At 66.3% G+C, this 19,209-nt stretch carries 24 protein-coding genes; 18 read left to right on the top strand and 6 right to left on the bottom strand.

What is annotated here, in order from left to right; all coding sequences use genetic code 11:
* Positions 1-2: 2 nt before the first annotated feature.
* On the top strand, positions 3-599 hold the full coding sequence (locus tag ACFQB0_RS07775; protein WP_386729814.1) for a hypothetical protein: 597 nt from the start codon (positions 3-5) through the stop codon (positions 597-599).
* A 185-nt stretch (positions 600-784) separates the two neighbouring features.
* On the opposite strand, the gene ACFQB0_RS07770 is transcribed toward ACFQB0_RS07775, so the two are convergent.
* A complete protein-coding gene (locus ACFQB0_RS07770) occupies positions 785-1,168 on the bottom strand; it encodes a hypothetical protein (RefSeq protein WP_386729812.1) in 384 nt (127 codons plus the stop codon).
* Between the two features lie 97 nt (positions 1,169-1,265).
* On the opposite strand from ACFQB0_RS07770, the gene ACFQB0_RS07765 reads away from it, so the two are divergent.
* Together ACFQB0_RS07765 and ACFQB0_RS07760 are read left to right on the top strand one after the other, a co-directional pair.
* Complete coding sequence (locus ACFQB0_RS07765) at positions 1,266-1,865, top strand: TetR/AcrR family transcriptional regulator (RefSeq protein ID WP_386729810.1); 600 nt, start codon at positions 1,266-1,268, stop codon at positions 1,863-1,865.
* 174 nt (positions 1,866-2,039) lie between these two features.
* Positions 2,040-2,258 carry a hypothetical protein gene (locus ACFQB0_RS07760; RefSeq protein ID WP_386729808.1) on the top strand — a complete coding sequence of 73 codons (219 nt, stop codon included), beginning with the start codon at positions 2,040-2,042 and terminating at the stop codon, positions 2,256-2,258.
* A gap of 176 nt (positions 2,259-2,434) precedes the next feature.
* Here the strand turns inward: ACFQB0_RS07760 and ACFQB0_RS07755 are convergent, their stop codons facing one another.
* On the bottom strand, positions 2,435-2,608 hold the full coding sequence (locus tag ACFQB0_RS07755; RefSeq protein WP_386729805.1) for a hypothetical protein: 174 nt from the start codon (positions 2,606-2,608) through the stop codon (positions 2,435-2,437).
* Here ACFQB0_RS07755 and ACFQB0_RS07750 point away from each other — a divergent pair.
* From ACFQB0_RS07750 to ACFQB0_RS07730, 5 genes are all read left to right on the top strand, one after another.
* On the top strand, positions 2,607-3,026 hold the full coding sequence (locus tag ACFQB0_RS07750; protein WP_386729802.1) for a hypothetical protein: 420 nt from the start codon (positions 2,607-2,609) through the stop codon (positions 3,024-3,026). The two genes, ACFQB0_RS07755 and ACFQB0_RS07750, sit on opposite strands and share 2 nt — an antisense overlap.
* A gap of 2 nt (positions 3,027-3,028) precedes the next feature.
* Entirely contained in the window at positions 3,029-3,391 is a 363-nt protein-coding gene (locus ACFQB0_RS07745) for an ArsR/SmtB family transcription factor (protein ID WP_386729799.1), read from the top strand.
* Positions 3,388-3,873 (top strand): SRPBCC family protein, encoded by a 486-nt coding sequence (locus ACFQB0_RS07740; protein ID WP_386729796.1) that lies wholly within the window; start codon positions 3,388-3,390, stop codon positions 3,871-3,873. Before ACFQB0_RS07745 ends, ACFQB0_RS07740 begins: the two co-directional genes overlap by 4 nt.
* 39 nt (positions 3,874-3,912) lie before the next feature.
* Positions 3,913-4,344, top strand: coding sequence for a VOC family protein (locus ACFQB0_RS07735; RefSeq protein ID WP_386729793.1), 432 nt, complete (start codon positions 3,913-3,915; stop codon positions 4,342-4,344).
* Positions 4,345-4,433: 89 nt separating this feature from the next.
* On the top strand, positions 4,434-5,249 hold the full coding sequence (locus ACFQB0_RS07730) for a shikimate 5-dehydrogenase (protein WP_386729791.1): 816 nt from the start codon (positions 4,434-4,436) through the stop codon (positions 5,247-5,249).
* A gap of 141 nt (positions 5,250-5,390) precedes the next feature.
* Here the strand turns inward: ACFQB0_RS07730 and ACFQB0_RS07725 are convergent, their stop codons facing one another.
* A complete protein-coding gene (locus tag ACFQB0_RS07725; protein ID WP_386729788.1) occupies positions 5,391-6,218 on the bottom strand; it encodes a siderophore-interacting protein in 828 nt (275 codons plus the stop codon).
* Positions 6,219-6,613: 395 nt separating this feature from the next.
* Between ACFQB0_RS07725 and ACFQB0_RS07720 the strand changes: the two genes are divergently transcribed.
* The 9 genes from ACFQB0_RS07720 (at position 6,614) to ACFQB0_RS07680 (ending at position 15,299) form a co-directional block, all read left to right on the top strand.
* Positions 6,614-7,486, top strand: coding sequence for a methylenetetrahydrofolate reductase (locus tag ACFQB0_RS07720; protein WP_386729785.1), 873 nt, complete (start codon positions 6,614-6,616; stop codon positions 7,484-7,486).
* A gap of 16 nt (positions 7,487-7,502) precedes the next feature.
* Positions 7,503-8,375 carry a formyltetrahydrofolate deformylase gene (purU, locus tag ACFQB0_RS07715; protein ID WP_386729782.1) on the top strand — a complete coding sequence of 291 codons (873 nt, stop codon included), beginning with the start codon at positions 7,503-7,505 and terminating at the stop codon, positions 8,373-8,375.
* Positions 8,376-8,427: 52 nt separating this feature from the next.
* A complete protein-coding gene (ligM, locus tag ACFQB0_RS07710; protein ID WP_386729779.1) occupies positions 8,428-9,837 on the top strand; it encodes a vanillate/3-O-methylgallate O-demethylase in 1,410 nt (469 codons plus the stop codon).
* Between the two features lie 77 nt (positions 9,838-9,914).
* A complete protein-coding gene (locus tag ACFQB0_RS07705; protein ID WP_386729777.1) occupies positions 9,915-10,496 on the top strand; it encodes a PadR family transcriptional regulator in 582 nt (193 codons plus the stop codon).
* 227 nt (positions 10,497-10,723) lie between these two features.
* Positions 10,724-11,743 (top strand): ABC transporter substrate-binding protein, encoded by a 1,020-nt coding sequence (locus tag ACFQB0_RS07700; protein ID WP_386729775.1) that lies wholly within the window; start codon positions 10,724-10,726, stop codon positions 11,741-11,743.
* A 100-nt stretch (positions 11,744-11,843) separates the two neighbouring features.
* Positions 11,844-12,656 carry an ABC transporter permease gene (locus ACFQB0_RS07695; RefSeq protein WP_386729772.1) on the top strand — a complete coding sequence of 271 codons (813 nt, stop codon included), beginning with the start codon at positions 11,844-11,846 and terminating at the stop codon, positions 12,654-12,656.
* On the top strand, positions 12,653-13,444 hold the full coding sequence (locus ACFQB0_RS07690; protein ID WP_386729769.1) for an ABC transporter permease: 792 nt from the start codon (positions 12,653-12,655) through the stop codon (positions 13,442-13,444). The genes ACFQB0_RS07695 and ACFQB0_RS07690 overlap by 4 nt, the downstream gene beginning before the upstream one ends.
* A gap of 47 nt (positions 13,445-13,491) precedes the next feature.
* Complete coding sequence (locus tag ACFQB0_RS07685; RefSeq protein WP_386729767.1) at positions 13,492-14,304, top strand: ABC transporter ATP-binding protein; 813 nt, start codon at positions 13,492-13,494, stop codon at positions 14,302-14,304.
* On the top strand, positions 14,301-15,299 hold the full coding sequence (locus ACFQB0_RS07680; RefSeq protein ID WP_386729765.1) for an MBL fold metallo-hydrolase: 999 nt from the start codon (positions 14,301-14,303) through the stop codon (positions 15,297-15,299). The genes ACFQB0_RS07685 and ACFQB0_RS07680 overlap by 4 nt, the downstream gene beginning before the upstream one ends.
* Here ACFQB0_RS07680 and ACFQB0_RS07675 read toward each other — a convergent pair.
* From ACFQB0_RS07675 to ACFQB0_RS07665, 3 genes are all read right to left on the bottom strand, one after another.
* Entirely contained in the window at positions 15,270-16,226 is a 957-nt protein-coding gene (locus tag ACFQB0_RS07675; protein ID WP_386729762.1) for a LysR family transcriptional regulator, read from the bottom strand. The two genes, ACFQB0_RS07680 and ACFQB0_RS07675, sit on opposite strands and share 30 nt — an antisense overlap.
* Positions 16,227-16,413: 187 nt before the next feature.
* Complete coding sequence (locus tag ACFQB0_RS07670) at positions 16,414-17,187, bottom strand: SDR family NAD(P)-dependent oxidoreductase (RefSeq protein WP_386729761.1); 774 nt, start codon at positions 17,185-17,187, stop codon at positions 16,414-16,416.
* A 28-nt stretch (positions 17,188-17,215) separates the two neighbouring features.
* Positions 17,216-18,277, bottom strand: coding sequence for a zinc-dependent alcohol dehydrogenase (locus ACFQB0_RS07665; protein ID WP_386729758.1), 1,062 nt, complete (start codon positions 18,275-18,277; stop codon positions 17,216-17,218).
* Positions 18,278-18,605: 328 nt separating this feature from the next.
* On the opposite strand from ACFQB0_RS07665, the gene ACFQB0_RS07660 reads away from it, so the two are divergent.
* On the top strand, positions 18,606-19,209 hold a 604-nt coding region (locus ACFQB0_RS07660; protein ID WP_386729755.1), incomplete at its 3' end, for an aldehyde dehydrogenase family protein.

Genomic DNA, 19,209 nt, shown 5'->3' with positions numbered 1-19,209 from the left:
CGATGTGGTTTCGTCGAAGACGCAGAGCATTCACGCCCTTTGACTATTCGGCGCTGCCTGAGCCAGCGACGGCCAGCCTCGACGAGGCTGCCGACGAGGGGGTCATGCTTGCGGAGTTCGCCGGCCGGATGGCGATCAAGAACCAGATCCTGGTCGGAACGCTCACTGAGCCCGGGCCGTACGATGCGGCCCGCTATGCCGAAGCCGCGCGAGCCGTGCTCTACGAGCTCATGCAGGAGTCGGACGAGTCGGCGACCCGCATAGCGGGACAGCGTGCGACCGCGGAGCTGCGCGCGGGTATCGCCCGGGACCACCACGACTACCGGGCTGACGACGCCGAGAACCTCCGCCGGCGGGAACGGATGTTCGCTGATGTCGCCGAGCGGCTGTGGCGGCTGCGTGGCGATGACGCCTATGTGGACCGATTCGTCGAACGCGCCCGTGAGGACGCCTGGGGGGAGATCGCGGCCGAGATCGAGGCGGCGCTCGATCGGATCGCAACGCCCGTCGTGCTCGATGACGATGAGCGTTCGCGCGCCAAACGGATCCGGCAGTTGCAGAAGGACCTCGCGCGGCTCGTGCGCGATCACGCGAACTGACGATCCGGTCGTAGGGTCGCCGCTCTCGTAATCCGACTCCCGTTCCCCCGGTTAAGTTCCCCCGTTAAACGGACAAACCCGTACCCGCGCGCGAACCGGCAGTAGTGGCCCTTATCCGTCGTCTATTGCGGCATCTGCTGCCGGTTCGACGGCGGTGGGAGGAGGGGTGCCGGAAAGGGAGAGGATCAAGCTCGCATGCGCCGTGCCATCCGCCGCCGTGTGATCTCACCGTAGCCAGCGAAGAGCCGCGGCACCACGAGGTAGACCGCGATCGGGACCACGATGAGCGTGAGCACGAGCGCGCGTAGCACGGGATGCCAGGTGTCGGTCACGGGGCCGAGCAGCGTCATCCCGACGGCGACGAGCGGGAAGATGGCGAGCCAGGTGATCGCCGCGCGCACGTGCACCGAGGGTGTCGGGTGTGTCGTCGGGGTGCCGAGGGCTGTCGGTGGTGACGGGGTCGGGGTCGGCGCCGGAATAGCGGGCCCGGTCGGAGCATCCTCGCTGGACCCGGTGTGCGTGGGGGTGATGACGTGAGCCGTCGCGGTCTCGGGGTTCGGGAAGGTCATGATATCTCCAACTAATTAGTTGCTTATGAATGAGTTCAGGATAGCGTCTCGTCCGCGAGTTCGCAACTATTCGGTTGGAGTCGATTACACTGGACTCATGGCCTGGGATACCGAACGCACCAGACGCCTCCTCCTGGAGGCCGCGGCCGTCGAATTCAGCGCTCGCGGGCTCGCGGGTGCCCGGGTGGACCGGATCGCCGCCCAAGCGGGCGTGAACAAGGAGCGCATCTACCAATACTTCGGCAAGAAAGACGAACTCTTCGACACGGTGATCTCCACACAGCTCAAACACGTGATGGATGAGGTGCCGATCGAGGGTTATGGTCCGAAGGCGATGGCCGACTATGCCGGGCGCCTCTTCGAGCATCATCGGGCGGACGACTCTTTGCCGCGCCTTCTCTTCTGGGAGGGTCTTGAGCGTGGTGAGTACGTGATCGATCGAGCTGACCGTGCCGACCGCTGTGCGAGCAAGGTCGATCGCGCTCTCGAGGTGCTTCCCGGGATCTCCCGCGAGGATGCCGCCGACCTGCTGCTCACGATCATCTGCCTGTGCGACGCGTGGGCGGTGCTCCCCGAGCTCGACGGCCTCATGGCGGGCAAGACAACGGGGCGCGTCGAGCGACGGCGGGTCGCAGTGATGCGAACGGTCGAGCTGATGGCGGAGGCCCTCGTCGTCTCGCTCGAAGGCTCGCGATAGCACACGGCGAGGACGGGCGACTGCGCCCTCGTCGTCTCGCCTGCCTAGCCCAAGCCGCGGCCGTCACACCCTACGCAGGAACCACGCCCCGCGCAGGAACTCTGCGACCGGCCCGGCCAGCGATGCTCCGACAGCCTCAGGTGTGCGTCTCTGGCCTGCGATCTTGAAGGAATCGTGGTGTCGCTGCTGGACGGCTTGGTCGTGAACCTGTACGAGCTGAGTGGAATCGACAGTGAGCGCCAGGCGCTCGTCCTCGCTACGATGGCTCACGCGAACGGCTCCCATGAGCACAGCGGCATCGCGTTCGACAGCGACGGCAAGCCGACCGGGTTCTACAAGCTCGACTCGCTGTTTCCCTCGCCTGACACCGACGCCACACCCAGCCCGGCTTGACAAACCTCGAAGGGTCCTCAGGGAACAGCTGGCGCGCGTAGCGCCGGGACGCACGAGCCCAACAGCAGGGCCGAAACGGGCTGCCTCAACGTCGCCGAGGCAGCCCGTTGGGACTCGGCCAGTTTGACCGGATCCCTCCCGATGCTCGCGGTGTCGCGCGAGTCCAGGGCCAGATGCTACGACACCTGGTTGTTGTTCTCGCCACGGTCCCGGCTGATCTCTGTGCGCAGCGCGCCGAGTTCGTTCTGAAGTCCGCGCATGCCGCGAACGAGGACGACGAGCACTACGACGGACAAGACGGTTGGGACCGACAGGATCAGCACGCCGAAAAGCTGCAGCAGCGGGTTCATGGTTGGTTCTCCTCTTCGACTATTCGATCTACCAGTTCGCGTTCACGTTGGCGGCCGTCGACGTGACATCGAGGTCAAGGTAAGGGTAGGACGAGCCGATCCCGGTGACAACGGTGCAGTGTGCACGGAGTCGCGACTTCTGGCCCTTCTGCTGGTTGGCGGTGCCGCGCTTGCACGCACTGGCGTTGCGATCGCCGACGACTTTGGGGTAGAGGTCTGCGCGGACAATACCGTGAGCGCGGTCGAAGCTACTGGCAAGCCGCTGGATTCGGCCCGCCTCGACCTGATGGTTGCCGCCGTGCAGAGAATCTGCGATGCCGAGTCAGGGAAGACCGCTGTTCGGAGCAAAGCCTTGACCTGCGGCATCCCTCGACGTATGCTCTTAATCAATCAAATAATTGATCAAGTGAAAGATTGATAATGATTGTCGACCCGGAGGCAGAGAACCGGCTCGGCCGTGCCTTCATGGCGCTGGCCGACCCGGTGCGGCGCGGGATCATCGCCCGTCTCAGCCGAGGCCCGGCGACGGTCAATGAGCTCGCGGAACCCTTCGACATCAGCAAACAGGCGGTGTCGAAGCACATCCAGGTGCTCGAGCAGGCGGGGCTCGTCACGCGCACGCGCGACGCGCAACGCCGGCCAGTGCACCTGGATGCCGCGGCACTCGAATCGCTCACCGCCTGGATCGACAAGTACCGGTTGATTCACGAGCAGCGGTTCCGGCGTCTCGACGCCCTGCTGAGCACGATCGCACCGAACACCAACAAGGAGGAAGAGAAATGACCAACGCAACCAACCCCGTCACCATCACGGCCCCGGAGGGCGTGCCGTTCATCGACATCGAGCGCGAGTTCGATGCCCCGGTGGCCGCCGTCTACCGCGCTCACGTCGAGCCCGAGCTCGTGAAGCAGTGGCTCGGTCCCAACGGCTACGACGTGGAGATCGAGCGCTACGACGTGCGCACGGGCGGCGGCTACCGCTACGTGCACACCAACCCAGCAGGTGAGTCCTACGCCTTCAACGGCGTGTTCCACGTGGCCCGGCCGAACGAGTTCATCATCCAGACCTTCGAGTTCGAAGGCTTTCCGGATGTCGTCTCGATCGAGTCGGCGACCTTCGAAGACCTCGAAGACGGTCGCTCCCGGGTGCGTGCCCATGCCGTGTATCCGAGCCTGGAAGCCCGCGACGGCATGATCTCGAGCAACATGGAGGTCGGTCTCACCGAGGGCTACGAACGTCTCGACGGAGTGCTCGCCGCTCTCTAGCGGCGGGCGATCGCAGCACGGAGGGGAGGGGACGGGACAATGGATTGGACTCTCGAAGTCGTCGTGCTCCCCGTGAGTGACATCGACGGCGCGATCGAGTTCTATCGCGACAAGGTCGGATTCGAACTCGATCACGACACCACGAACGAGTACATGCGGGTCGCGCAGCTCACACCGCGTGGCTCCGGATGCTCCATCGTCGTGGGGGATCTGCCCTCGCAGAGTGAGATGGCGCCGGGATCGATGCGTGGCCTTCAGCTTGTCGTCGCCGACGCCGCGGCCGCACGTGCGGAACTGCTCGAGCGTGGCGTCGAGGTGGGCGAGATCACGGTGTTCGACGAACGGGACGGCGGAACCCTCTTCGGGTTCGCCGATCCGGAGGGCAATACCTGGGCGGTGCAGCAAATCCGCGCCCGTGCGGACAGGCCGCTCATCCCTGTGGAGGCACGTGGTCGCTTCGGCGAGGGCTGAGGAGGCGCCGGCATCCGAATGCCGCGACCGCCCTCACACCGGGGCGGCTCGCGGCATCGGTCTGCGCCGCGACCGCCTAGAGTAGTGCCGTGCCGATCCTCGACAAGGACATGACCCTGTGCATCTCGCTCTCAGGGCGACCGAGCAACATCGGAACGCGCTTTCACAATTACCTCTACGACGCGCTCGGCCTCGCCTACGTCTATAAGGCGTTCACCACAACAGACCTCGCCTCGGCGATCGCGGGCGTTCGCGGCCTCGGCATCCGGGGCTGCGCCGTCTCGATGCCGTTCAAGGAGGCCGTGATCCCTCTCGTTGACGAGCTGGATCCCTCGGCCGCCGTCATCGAGTCGGTCAATACGATCGTCAACGACGATGGTTTCCTCCGCGCCTACAACACCGACTATCTCGCGATCGTGCGCCTCGTGGAGCGCCATGGGATCGCGCGCGGCAGCGTGATCGTGCGCGGCAGCGGTGGCATGGCCAAAGCGGTGACGGCGGCACTGCACGATTCCGGCTTCGTCGCGGGCACAATCATCGCCCGCAATGAGTCGGCCGGCAGGGCGCTCGCCGCACGACACGGCTACGCCTGGCAGCGGGAACTCGGCGAATCCACCGCTGATCTTCTCGTCAACGTCACTCCGATCGGCATGGCAGGCGGGGCGGACGCCGGTGGGCTCGCGTTCCCCACCCCCGCGATCGCCGCCGCATCCACGGTGTGGGATGTCGTGGCGATGCCCGTCGAGACCCCGCTCGTGCGTGCGGCGCGCGCTGCAGGCAAGCCTGTCGTGACCGGTGGCGAGGTGATCGCCATCCAGGCCGAGGAGCAGTTCGTGCTCTACACGGGCGTGCGCCCGAGCCGGGAACTCGTCGCCGCGGCCTCTGAGTTCTCGCGCGCCGGGTAGCTCGGTAGTTCGGTGATGGAAGGCTTCGGATCGACCGTGGGTGCCGGACGGTCGGGGTGCCGGGTGGTCGGGCGCGCGGGTGGCAGGGGTGCCGGGTGGTCGGGGTGCCGGGTGCCGGGTGCCGGGCCGGCGTGGCCGCGGTCAGTGTCCGGCGCGCCAGTAGCCGCTGAAATGGATGTGCTCCTTCGGCACGTGCGCCGCGACCAGATGGCGGCGCACCCCCGTCACGAGCGATGACTCGCCGATCGCGAAGACGTAGCGCTGGGGCGAGGGTATCGGCAGTCCCCTGATGTACTCGAGCGTCGCGGCTCCTGGCGTCGCGCCCGGGTCGTGGTGGTCGGCGCGCACGACCCAGTGCACGGTGAAGCCCGTCGGCTCGCCGAGATCGCGACGGTCGGCGGCATCCGGGATCTCGACGACCGCATCGCCGCCGGTGTCGCGCGGCAAGGTTCGCAGAATGCCCTCGACGGCGGGCAGGCCCGTCTCGTCGGCCACGATCATGCTGCCGTCGGCGGATGCGTGCGGCGAGTACATCGTGCCCTGGTCGAGGAGGCCGAGCGGCGCCCCAGGCTGCGCTGCGAGGGCCCATGAGGCTGCGACACCCGTGACGTGCCATTCGCCCGGTGGGGTGTGCAGCACGAAGTCGATATCGAGTTCGCCTGCCTCGGGGCGGATGGCGCGCACCGTGTAGTTGCGGCAGTCGGGCCGCTTGTCGGACGGGGTCGCGAGCCATTGCGCATACCAGAGCGCCGATGTCCTCGTCGGGAGCCGATAGTCGGCCTGCCCGGCCCGAGGCAGGAACATGCGGAACCACTGGTCGTAGCCCATCGGCGCGAAGTGCCGCAGACCGTCGCCGCCGACCGTCACACGTTGAAAGCTCGGACTCACGCGTTCGCTGCGCAGAACCTCGAGCCGGAGCACCCGCGGGTCGCTCGGCTTGCTCGTTTTGACGCGGACGGAACGGGACATGGATCTGATCTCCTCAGGTGCGAGCGAGCTGGCGGATCGACGAGGCGACTAATAATAAGGTTAGCCTAAGCTAACCAATGAGGGAACTTCGTCCGATCCGTACCCGCGTCCGCCCCCGGCCCCGCCCCCGCGAGCACTTCCTCCCGCTATCCGTGCGGACGAGCGCGCCTCGCAGACGGAGAGCGACCGACCGGTCGGATGGCGCTCGGGGAGACGAGGAGAGGAGAGGGGAGAGGGAGCAAATGATGAGGTGGGAGAGGGAGGATGAGCGTGGAGAGGGGGTCGTAGAGGCGAGGGGGGGCAAATACCTATGGACATTACCTATTAATATAGGTAATGTGGGACTCGGTGACGCGATGAAGCGTCCCGGCTGAGAGCGGAAAGGACCTCGATCAGTGGCACACACCACCCCCGCACCCCACAGGGCGGCACTCGAACTCGTCGGTGACTTCTCCCTGGAGATGACCGGCAAGGACATCCCCGGGCTTGTCGAGGCGAGGCACAGCATCCCCGCGGGGACGAAGATCAACGTCACTTTCCTCGGCAACGAAGACCTCGACATGCGCGTCGCGGCTGCCGGTGCCGTTCGCGATCTCGGATTCATCCCGGTCCCGCACATCTCCGCGCGGCGTCTGCAGTCGCAGGATCAGCTCGAGGAGTTCCTCTGGCGCCTGCAGGAGGTCGGTGCGACGGAGCACGTCTTCGCTGTCGGTGGTGACCCGGCCACTCCGGCGGGTCCCTACGAGGACTCGTTCGCGGTCATCCGCTCGGGCGTGCTCCCGAAGTACGGTGTGCGCGAGGTCAGCATCGCCGGCTACCCCGAGGGCCACCCGGACATCTCGCAAGAGACGCTGTGGCGCGCGCTGGAGGACAAATCCGCGTCGCTGAAGGAGCAGGGCCTGGATGCCGTCATCCTGACGCAGTTCTCCTTCGACACCGATCCCGTCATCGAGTGGATCGAGGCCGTCCGAGCGAAGGGCATCGACTCGACCATCCGCATCGGAACCCCCGGTCCGGCCGGTGTCAAGCGGCTTCTCGGCTTCGCGCGCCGCTTCGGCATCGGCGCGAACGCGATGATCGTCAAGAAGTACGGATTCTCGCTCACCAACCTGATGGGCACGGCCGGTCCCGATCGCTTCGTGACCGACCTCGCGGAGCAACTCGCCGCACATCCCGCCTCGGGCAGCGTCAAGCTGCACTTCTACACGTTCGGCGGGCTGCTCGCATCGTCGGAGTGGGCACGCACCTACGTCGCGTCGCGTTCGTAGCACGAGGACCGCAGCGATGGCCATTCATCAGGAATCCCTCCGCGACCACGCGTGCCTCATCGTGCACGGCCCCGACCGGCCGGGCATCGTCGCGGCCGTTGCAGCCTTGTTGACCCGCAACGAAGGCAACATCGTGTCGCTCGACCAATACTCGGACGATGCGAACGGAGGGGCGTACTTCCAGCGCGTCGTCTTTCACCGGCCCGGCCTCACGGGGGCGATCCCCGCCATCGAGGCCGATCTGACGAAGACACTGGGCGAGTTCGGGCTGGAGTGGACCCTCACCGATCAGTCGATCCCGAAGCGGATGGCGATCCTCGCCTCCACCTCGGATCACTGCCTGCTCGAGCTGCTCTGGCGTCACCGGCGAGGGGAACTGCCCGTCACGATCCCGATGGTGATCTCGAATCATACGAATACCGCGGAGGACGTGCGCTCGTTCGGCATTCCCTTCTTCCACGTGCCATCGCAGGGCGCAGACAAGTCGGCGGCTGAGTCCGAGATCATGAAACTGCTCATCGGAAACGTCGACTTCGTCGTGCTTGCGCGGTATATGCAGATCCTCTCTCCCGACTTCCTCGACGGCATCGGCGTTCCGGTGATCAACATCCACCATTCGTTCCTGCCCGCCTTCATCGGCGCCGCGCCCTACCGCAAGGCGAAGGAGCGCGGGGTGAAGCTCATCGGCGCGACCTCGCACTACGTGACCACCGACCTCGACGAGGGTCCGATCATCGAGCAGGACGTCGCGCGCGTGACCCATGCGCATTCCGCGCCCGACCTTCAGGCCCGTGGCGCCTACGTCGAGCGCGCGGTGCTCTCGCGAGCCGTGCAATGGCACGCGGAGGACCGCGTCATCCGGCACGGCAATCACACGATCGTCTTCTAACCACGGGCGTCTCAGCCGAGGCGCTCATCGACAGAACAGAGAGGTTCACATCGTGGCCAAGAATCTTCAGGAGCTGCTGGACGAGAAGGGCAGCGCGGTCGACCTGCTGCGCAACTCGCAGATCGGCTCGTACATCTACCCGGTCGTCCCGTCCGACTTCCAGAACTGGATCAAGGAGCAGACGGCATGGCGCAACACCGCCGTGCTCTACGACCAGTCGCACCACATGGACAACCTGTTTCTGAAGGGCTCGGATGCGATCCGGTTGATCTCCGACACGGCGATCAACTCCACGGCGACGTTCCCGGTCGACAAGGCGAAGCAGTACGTGCCGACCACAGCAGCGGGCCACGTCATCGGCGACGGCATCCTGTTCCGTGAGGCCGACGACGAGTATGTCTACGTCGGCCGTGCTCCCGCCGCGAACTGGCTGCTCTACCATGGCGAGACGGGCGGCTACGGCAACCTCGACATCACCGTCGACCGTCGCTCGCCCTCGCGTCCATACGGCCACCCCGTGACACGCCAGTACTATCGCTTCCAGATCCAAGGCCCCAGCGCCTGGGCGGTCATCGAGAAGCTCAATGGCGGCCCGGTGGAGCAGTTGAGGTTCTTCAACATGGCGACCATGAACATCGGCGGCACCGAGGTGCGCACGCTCCGGCACGGCATGGCCGGAGCGCCAGGCCTCGAGATCTGGGGTCCATACGCCGACCACGATCGCATCCGCGATCTGATCGTCGAGGCGGGTTCGGAATTCGGACTGGTCCCCGTCGGTTCACGCGCCTACCCGTCGAACACCCTGGAGTCGGGCTGGATCCCCTCTCCGCTCCCCGCGATCTACACGGGCGAGGCAGAGCGCGGCTACCGCGAGTGGCTCGGTGCCGACAGCTATGAGGCGACCGGCACGCTCGCCGGCTCGTTCGTGTCCGAGAACATCGAGGACTACTACCTCACGCCCTGGGAGCTCGGCTATGGCTCGTTCGTGAAGTTCGACCACGACTTCGTCGGCCGCGACGCGCTCGAGAAGATCGACCCGGCGACCCAGCGCAAGAAGGTCACGCTCGCCTGGGATGCCGAGGACGTCACGAAGATCTTCGCATCGCTGTTCGACGTCGAGGGAACCAGTTACAAGTTCTTCGACCTGCCCCTGGCGAACTACGGCTCGGCGAACTACGATTCGGTCGTCGACGCCGACGGCACGGTGGTCGGCCACTCGATGTTCACCGGCTACAGCGCCAACGAGCGTCGAGCGCTCTCGCTGGCCACCGTCGACCCGAACGTGCCGGAGGGCACCGAGCTGAAGGTCGTGTGGGGTGAGCCGAACGGCGGCTCCAAGAAGGCTGCCGTCGAACCGCACCGGCAACTCGAGGTGCGCGCGGTGGTGAGTCCCGTGCCGTACTCGAACGTCGCCCGGCAGGCGTACCAGGGTGGATGGCGCACCAACTACCAGTCGGCCTGATCTGCAATACTTGAGGGGGTCCGGGCGGTGCTCGGGCCCCCTCGCACCGCACCAAGAGTCCGTCTAAGGAGGCCACGATGAGCCTCCGCTACGCCCTGCTCGCGCTGCTGCGGGTTGGGCCTCTCTCGGGCTACGACCTGCAGAAGCAGTTCTTGGCATCGGTGGGGCATGTCTGGCACGCTCCCGACTCGCAGATCTACCCCGAGCTTCGCAAGATGGCGGTCGAGGGGCTCATCGAGGCTGAGGAGCAGACTCGCGGCGAGCGCGGCACGCGGCGGATGTATCACGTGACGGCTACGGGCGAGCGGGCGTATCTCGATTGGATGGCCTCGCCGCTGGAGTACCAGCGCGTGCGCGATCCGGCGCACCTTCGCGCAGCCTACCTGGAGACGACGACCCCCGAGGCGGCGCGCGCGTTCTTGAGCGCGCATATCGCGCAGTGGGAAGGCGAGCTCAAGCAGTGGGAGGGCGAATTGCGCCGTATCGACGCGTTGGAGAACCCCATGCTGGTGCGGCGGCTCGCCGCGACGCCGGACTCCGAGCGTGAGCGTACGGTCGCATACAAGCGGTTCGCCTACGAGGGCCTCGTGGAGCGGGCCCGCGGCGAGATCGAGTGGGCTCGGCGAGGGCTCTCGCTCGTCGACCGTCTCGGCGACTGAGACGCGCCTTCTGCGCCTCCACCGTGATCGCCGACTTGTGCCTCTCCGATGTGGAACCCGCCGCCGAGGCGGGGTCGACTTCTCGGCTATAGACGACATCTATATCGCTCATAGTCGATTGGCGTCTTCCTCGCCGTCGCTCCCGCGCGGATGCTGGTGAGACGCAAAGGCGCGTCGAGGTGGCCAGTCGATCTGGCCCGCGCTGGTACACGATGAGGAGTCCCGGTATGAACAGATCTATGTTGTCTCGACGAGGTGGCGTGGTCGCCACGATCGCCTCCATCGCGCTGGTGGTCAGCGCGTGCAGTCCCGGCGGTGCCGAGCCCACCCCGTCCGGCGGCGCCAGCAGTGACAAGCCGATGGAGGCGGTGGCGCTGACCGTCGGCGCGGTGTTCACGACGGCCGCCGTTCCCCTGTGGATCGCCGATGAACAGGGCATCTTCGAGAAGTACGCGCTGGATGTCACGATCACCCAGTCGCCGAACTTCGCCGCATCCGCCCCCGCTCTGCTGAACGGCCAGATGCAGTTCGCGAATGCCGCGACGGCGCCGGTCATCACGGCGGTCGACCAGAACATGCCGATTCAGATCGTCGCTGGTGTTCAGGCCGAACAGGACGACCCGAGCATCGGCACCAACCAGGTCATGGTGCCGAAGGGGAGCACCGTCAAGCGCCCCAAGGATCTCGAGGGGAAGACGGTCGCGACCAGCGCCGTGGGCTCCGGGCCCTACGTCGGCGTGATGGCCAACTACCTCGCGGACGGCGGCGCCAAAGACGGCATCAACTGGGTCGTCATGAGCCTCAGCGAGCTGCTGCCGGCATTGGAGTCGGGACAGATCGACGCGGCTATCATGTCCGAGCCCTTCACGGCGTCCGCGCGGGACGCAGGATTCACCGCAGCGTTCAACGCCTACCACGCGAAGGGCGTCGATGCCATACCGGTAGGGTTCACCGACGCAGTGCTCGTGGCGAGCTCGGACTACCTCGCCAAGAACGCGGGGGTCGCCGAGCGGATGCGCAGCGCGATGATCGAAGCCAACCGGTACGCGCAGGACAATCCCGACGCGGTGCGCGCCCTGCTGGTGAGCAGACTCCAGCTTGACAAGACCACCTCCGAGAAGGTGAACCTCCCGGCCTTCGTGGGCGAAGTCCAGCCAGCCGACATCCAATCCATGGTGGACGCGATGCTCAAGGTCGGCCTTATCAAGGCTGAGCACGACGCCGCAGACATCGTCTGGCTCCCGTGAGGCGAGCGCCCCGGGCGGCGGGTTCGTTCCCGCCGCCGGGGCCCACCCACCACGTCCAACCCGAGTGAGACGCGATGTCCGAGAAGAGCGGAGGAAACCGATGGGACGCATGAGCGCCGGCCACCTGAAGGGCGGTCTCTCACGGCGCACGGAGGCCTTTCTCGGGGTCGTCGGACTCGCCGCCATCATCGCGATCTGGTGGATCGCAAGTGCGACGGGGGCCCTGTCGCCGAATGCCGTGCCACCTCCTGGCGAGGTCGCCGTGACGTTCGGCCAGCTCTTGACATCGCTCGACTTCTGGGTAGCTGTCCTGAACACCGTGCTGGTCGCTCTGATCGGCGTGGTGACGGTGATCGTCATCGCCGTGCCGCTTGCGATGGCGATTCACCGCAGCCTCCTCTTCCGTGAGTCGACGTGGTTCCCGCTCGAGTTTCTAAAGCCGATCCCGCCCGTCGCTCTCATTCCGCTCACCATCCTCCTGTGGGGACCGACCAAGACCGTGGAGCTCTTCCTCGTCGTCTTCGCGGCGCTCTGGCCGATGCTGACCCAGCTCGTCTACGGTCTCCGTGAGGTCTCGGGAACAGCGCTCGACATGGCACGCGTTTATCGACTCACCTCCTGGCAGCGCACGACGCGCATCGTCGTGCCGAGCCTGACGCCGTTCGCCATGACGGGCCTGCGCATCTCGATCACCATCGCGCTCGTGGTGGCCATCGTCACCGAGTACATCGTCGGTATCCCGGGTCTCGGGGCCATGCTCTCCACCAGCCAGATCAACGGGCTGATCGACAGGATGTACGCACTGATAGTGGCGATGGGCTTGCTGGGCATCGCGTTCAACGGAATCCTCGCGGCTCTGAACCGGCCCGTTCTCTTCTGGCACGCCTCGCAGCGAGAGCGGGTGACGGCATGATGAACACGGCGCTCTTCCATCTGCGATCGTTCTTCCTGCGGGCATGGCTCCCCCTCGCGATCGTGCTCCTGTGGTGGTTCACGAGCCAGGCGAATCCCTCCCTCTATTACCCCCCGCTGTCAGAGATCGTCGAGGAGATCGTCGGCCAATGGATCTTCGGCCCGCGTCTGACGAAGGATCTCCTCCCTACTCTGGCGAACTTCGCCATCGGCCTGGTGATCGCGCTCGTCGTCGGCACCGTCCTCGGGGTGATCCTCGGCCGGAGCCCCGTGCTCCGGGCATTTCTGGCACCGATCATCAACTTCCTGCGATCCCTCCCCTCCCCCGCCCTGATCCCGATCGTGCTCGTGCTGTTCGGGCTCGGAAACTCGATGAGCATCGCGCTGATCGCGGTCGGCGCCGTCTGGCCCACCCTCCTGAACACGATCGACGGGGTTCGCAGCGTCGACACGCAGGTGCGGGACATGGCACGTTCCTATCGCCTCAGCCCCTGGCAGAACATCCTCAAGGTGGTTCTGCCCGCCGCGGGTCCGCAGATCGTGGCGGGGTATCGTATCTCGCTGCAAATCTCGATCATCCTCATCGTCGTCAGCGAGATGGTCGGCGCCACCCGCGGGCTCGGCTACTTCGTACTTGAGTCCCAGCAGTTGTTCCGCGTGCCCCAGACCTGGGCGGGCACCATCATGCTTGGCCTGCTCGGCTATGCGCTGACCTCGATCTTCGTGATCGTCGAGCGACGGGTGCTGCGCTGGCAGATCACGATGCGGCAAGCGACCGGGGCGGCGTAAGCGGGCTGCACCACACCCCGGCACGAGAAGAGAAGGTGAGACCACATATGGCTGAGAACCACATCCTGGCCGTCAATGAGCTCGGCAAGGCCTACGTCACGAATGACACTCGTGCAGAGATCCTGGATGGCGTCGACTTCGTCGTCGACACGGGTGAGTTCGTCTGCGTGGTCGGGCCCTCCGGCTCAGGAAAGACGACGCTCCTGAAGTGCATCGCGGGTCTCATCCCGCCGTCGAGCGGCAGGGTAGTGTTCGAGGGCGAGACGGTCACGGAGCCGCCTGCGAAACTCGCCGTGATCTTTCAGGACTACTCTCGGAGCCTGCTGCCGTGGATGACTGTCGAAAAGAACGTCGAGCTCCCTCTGCACAAGGCGAAGTTCCCCAAGGCCGAGCGCCCGGCGATCATCGCCGAGGCCCTCGCGAACGTGGGGCTGGCAGGCAAAGGCAAGCTACACCCTTGGGAGATGTCCGGCGGAATGCAGCAGCGCGCGGCGATCGCACGAGGCCTGGCCTATCAACCCGACGTGCTTCTGATGGACGAGCCGTTCGCGGCCGTCGACGCTCAGACGCGCATCGAGCTGGAAGATCTCGTTCTCGAGATGAGCCGCCGCCTGAAGATGACAGTGCTGTTCGTCACCCATGACATCGACGAGGCGGTGTACATGGGCGACCGCGTGATCGTGCTCTCTGGCGCGCCTGCGAAGGTCGCGCGGGACATCGCCGTCGATCTTCCCCCCGAGCGCCACCAGCTCCACACGAAGAACCTACCGCGCTACGGCGAGCTGCGCGCCGAGGTGTTCGAGCTCATCCAGCAGGCGAAGCGTCCGGTCACTCAGAACGTCGGCGTGGTTCGGGCATGAGCACTGCGCCTCACGTCATCGCCCTCGGCACGGCGGGCGGGCCGGTGTGGAGTGCCGATGGCAGTAGGACCGGCATCGCGACGGCCGTCGTGGTCGGCGACCGCACCTATCTCGTGGACGCGGGTTCCGGCGTCGGAAGACAGCTGGTGCGCGCGGGGCGACCGCTGGGCGGCATCCGGGCGGTCTTCATCACCCATCTGCATTCCGACCACATCGTCGATCTCGGTGCTCTGATGGTCTTCGGCATCATGCGCATGCCGAGCTCGCCCACCCACCGCATCCCGATCGTCGGCCCGGGACCGCGCGGGATGCTTCCGCCGGCGAGCGTGCGCGCGACGGGGGGCATCGAACCGGTCTTTCCGGAGAACCCCACTCCCGGCATCTGCGACAGCGTCGAGCTCCTGCTTCGCGGCTTCGCGACCGACATCAACGATCGGCGGTTCGACTCGTTGCGGCCGACGCCCCTCGACTGGTTCGAGCCACGCGAGGTCGACATTCCCACCGCGGTGGGCTTTCATCCCAACGACAACCCGACACCCGACATGGAGCCTTTCGTCGTCTACGAGGATGACGCTGTTCGCGTCTCGGCCACACTGGTCAAGCATGCCCCGATGGCACCGGCGTTCGGTTTTCTGTTCGAAACAGAGGGCGGCTCCGTCGCCATCTCGGGCGACACCGGACCGACCGACAACATGGTGCGACTGGCCTGCGATGCCGACCTCCTACTGCACGAGGCCCTCGACTTCGAGTGGGTCGAGGAACAGTACGGGCGCATGAGAGATGAATCGGCCCGCGCGATTCGGGATCATCACTACGCCGCCCATACGTCTCCGCGCGATGCGGTCGTGATCGCGGAGGCCGCGGGTGCGCGTCAGCTCGCACTGCACCACCTCGTGCCCCGCTCGTCGCCCGGCGTGCTGTGGGAGCGGGAGGGGGGCGCCTTCTCGGGCCGGTTTCTTGTGCCTTCAGACCTCGACGTCATCGGCTTGCGTTGAGGATGCCGCGAGGCCTCCCGCGCGTGCGACCTCGCGTGCGACGAGCGCGAACTTCTGCACGGACGGCGTCACAGCGCGACCCGGCCGATGCAACAGCGAGATGTCGAGCGGCTCCGGACCGTCGATGATGCAGCGCAGCGCGAGCTCGGGCGAGGTGATGGCATCGCGCATGCCCTCGGGAATGATGCTGACGGCGATTCCTGCCATCGCAAGCGGGATCGCCTCGAACAGGGAGGGGACGTCGCGTATCCGCGGCGTCGGGAGGTTGGCGAGATCGAACGCACGCAGGAGTCCGGCACGCAGGCCGTAGGTGCGGGCGGACGGGGGCGGGAGCGCGATCTCCTCGTGGGCGAAGTCGGCGAGCCGGATCGGGTCTGGGCTGCTCGCATAGCGGTCCGGCAGTGCCGCGATCAGATCGACCGTTCCGAGATGCTCCACCACGAGGACATCCCGGTGAAAGTCGCGCAGGTGCGCGGTCGACGCTGTCGCCACGAGGCCCACATCGACCACCCCTTCGAGGAGCAGCTCGATCACCTCACTGACATTGCGCTCGCTCAACGAGAGCACGACGTCAGGTGAGGCGGCCGTGAACGCTCGCATGACGCTCGGCCCGAACTGCCATGCGAGAACCGGCACCAGACCGAGCGTGAGGGAGCCAGCTGTGCCACTGACCATCGACCGCACCGTGTCGCGCATGCCCTCGACGTCGCGGAGCATACGCTGCGCTTGACGGACGACGTAGGCTCCCGTGGCGGTGAGCGACACCCCTCGGGTGCTGCGCTCGAACAGCTGGGCACCGAGCTCCCGCTCCAGTTGGGCGATCGCGGCGCTCAACGACGGCTGGGTCATGCGCAGATCGGCGGCGGCGCGAGAGAACGAGCCCGCTTGCGCGACGCGCACGGCATATGAGAGGTGGCGCAGTTCCACGGCATGTTCTCCCTCCGTAGGATGGCCATGATTCGAACGCTACAGCAGTTGCCTCGGCGGTTGCTGCGACCGTTCGCTCAACGCGCGATCGCGGTCGAGCGGGCTCTGCGCCGTGACGGTTTTCCAGGCGGCCGACACCCCGCTGGAAGCCTTCCTGGCCCGCTCCGGCCCTCGGACCGTCCTGCACTCAGTCGAAGCGCGGCGGAGCGAACCTCTGCTTGAAGACCGAATAGCCGTCGTCGACGTGCACGACGGTGCCGTTGATGGCGGAAGCCTCATCCGAGGCGAGGAACGCGACCGTGTCGGCGATCTCCTCGGGCTCGGTGAGCCTGCCGCTGGCCTGCTGCTCCGCGAAGAGGCTTCCCAGCTCGGGACCCAGCCGCTGGATCATCGGGGTGTTGACCCGCCCGGGCGTGATCGCGACGGCGCGGATGCCATGCGGGCCGAGCTCATAGGCGGCCGAGCGGGTGAAGGAGATGACGGCGGCCTTCGCCGCGCCATACGCGAAGGCGTTCTCGGCCGCGGACTCGCCGTAGATCGACGAGGTGCTGATGATCACGCCGGGGGAGCCCTGTGCGACGAACTGACGGGCCGCCGCGAGGATGCCGAAATAGACGCTGTCCTGATCGATCCTGATCATCGGGAAGTAGTCTCGCTCCGGATCGTGCTCGAGGAGGGGGCGCCCACCGGCGATGCCCGCGTTGTTGAACATCACGTCGAGTCGCCCGAAGGCCTCGACCGCGCGCGCGACGAGTGCCTCGACCTCGGCGAAGACCGAGACGTCGACGCGTTCTGCTATGGCCGCGTCCGCCCCCACCTCGTCGACAACCGCCTGGGCCTGGTCCAGCGCCAGGTCGGCGACGACGACGCGAGCCCCCTCCGCCACGAGTTTGCGCACGGTCGCCCGGCCGATGCCGCCAGCTCCGCCGGTGACGATCACGACCTTTCCGTTCAATCGCATGTGCTTTCCTTCCTGTAGCCAGGTTCCATCATCGGATGTCTCCCAGATCGTTGCAGCGGATGACCACCTTGGGGTGGCGACCGCTCAGGTGCGCCTCGAACGCTTCGCTCGCGTCCTCGAGGGGGAAGACCGCCTGGGTCAGTTCTGTCAGTTGCAGCTGCGGCAGGAGCTGCATCGCCCGTGGGAACGCATATGGCGCGACGAAGACGCCGGTCAGCGTGAGTTCGCGCTGATAGAGGTAGTCGGCGAGATTGAGGGGCAGTTCGTAGTCGTTCGGGTACATCGCGCCGTACAGGACCGTTCCGCCCTTCGCCGCGAGATCGAGCAAGCCGCGCACTGCGCGCGTGGATCCCGAGGCATCCACCACTAGGTCGTAGCCCCGATCGTCGGTCAGCTTACGCATGCGTGTGAGCTGGTCTTCGGCGGTCGGGTCTATGACGTGCTCGGCTCCGGCTCGCAGGGCCATCTCGCGACGCTCGGCGACCGGCTCGATCATGGTGAGGCTCGTCGCACCGCCGATCTTGAGCACCTGGAGGGCGAGTTGGCCGATGGGTCCGCCGCCGCAGATCGCCACGCGATCGCCGACGCGGATGCGCGCCTTGTCTGCAATGCGCACCGCGATCGAGGTGGGCTCAAGAAGACATCCCTCCAGCAGGCTGACGCTGTCGGGAAGGCGGTACACCTGAGACTCGTGCCAGACCACCTCCTCGCTCATGCCGGGGCGGCGGTAGTCTCGCGTGTGCTCGCAGAACTGCTGCCGCCCGTCGAGGCACGGACGGCAACCACCGCAGAACCTGAGAAAGTTGCACGCGACACGGTCGCCCACCGACAGCGCCAACTTGGTCGCGCGCTCCCCGAGTTCCGTCACGAGGCCGGACACCTCGTGGCCGAGCCCGAAGGGCACGTCCTTCCGGAAATAGCCTTCGGCGACGTGCGGATCCGATCCGCAGATCGCCGCGTATGCGACCCTGATGCGCACATCCTCGGGCCCGAGGTTCTGTCGTGGGAAGTCGACGACCTCGATCCGCCCACAGCTGGACTCGTTTGGGTCGCGTAGGCTGCCGATCTTCGTGACGGCGACGGTTCTCATGCTTGTTCTCCTCACGGTCTCAGGCCCGCGCGATGCGTCGCGCGGTTTCGATGGACTGGGTCAGATCGTGGCCGTGCCCCTCACGCAATTCCGCGGTCGTCGACGAGGTCGTTGATCGAGAGGTGCTTCTCGACTCGTCTCATGCCTCTCCTTCGAATGACACGGATGCCGCCGACGACGTCTGCGGGGTCGGCCGGACGATCTCGCCGACGACAATGTGGAATCTACCATAAACACGTATAGATATAAACATGTATAGGAGTAAACTTATCTTTCGCCGGGTGTCCGCCCGACCGGTCGAGCGAAGACGCGAGAGAGGTGGGGTCCGATGCCAGAGACCACCGCACGCGAGTGCATACGTACGGGGCTGTTCATCGGCGGTGAAGAGCGGTGGACGGCCGAGACTCTGCCGGTCGGCGACCCTGGCAGGTCGGGCGAAATCGTCGGCCGTGCGGCGTCCGCATCGAAGGAGGACGTCGCGGACGCGGTCGCGGCTGCGACCGCGGCGTTCCCGCTGTGGGCCGCCCTCTCACCACAGGACCGGGCGCGACTGATCTCTGAGTCGGTGGTCGTGAGCCAGGTGGACCGGAGCGAGGATGCGCGGATCCTCTCGCGCGAGAACGGCAAGATCCTCTCCGAATCGCTGCGCGACACGTCGATGCTCGAGCGGCGGACGCGCCAGACGACGGCGCTCTCCGACGAGATCGACCGATGCTGGATCCTGCCGGTGGCCCCCGGAATCCCTGTCACGACGGAGGTGGCCTATCAGCCGCTCGGTGTGGTCACGATCATCGTCCCATTCAACTGGCCCATCGGCATTCTCTCCTCGGCGCTGCCGCATGCGCTGCTGGCTGGGAACACCGCGATCGTGAAGCCGCCGCCCTCGGCGCCGCTGGCCACGACCCGGCTCGTGCAGCGGGTCGCAGAGAAGC

Origin of the sequence: Luethyella okanaganae (assembly GCF_042660285.1) — a bacterium.
Classification (GTDB): Bacteria; Actinomycetota; Actinomycetes; order Actinomycetales; family Microbacteriaceae; genus Luethyella; species Luethyella okanaganae.
The sequence above is the reverse complement of the archived record's forward strand: the minus strand, read 5'-3'. Positions and strand labels throughout refer to the sequence as shown.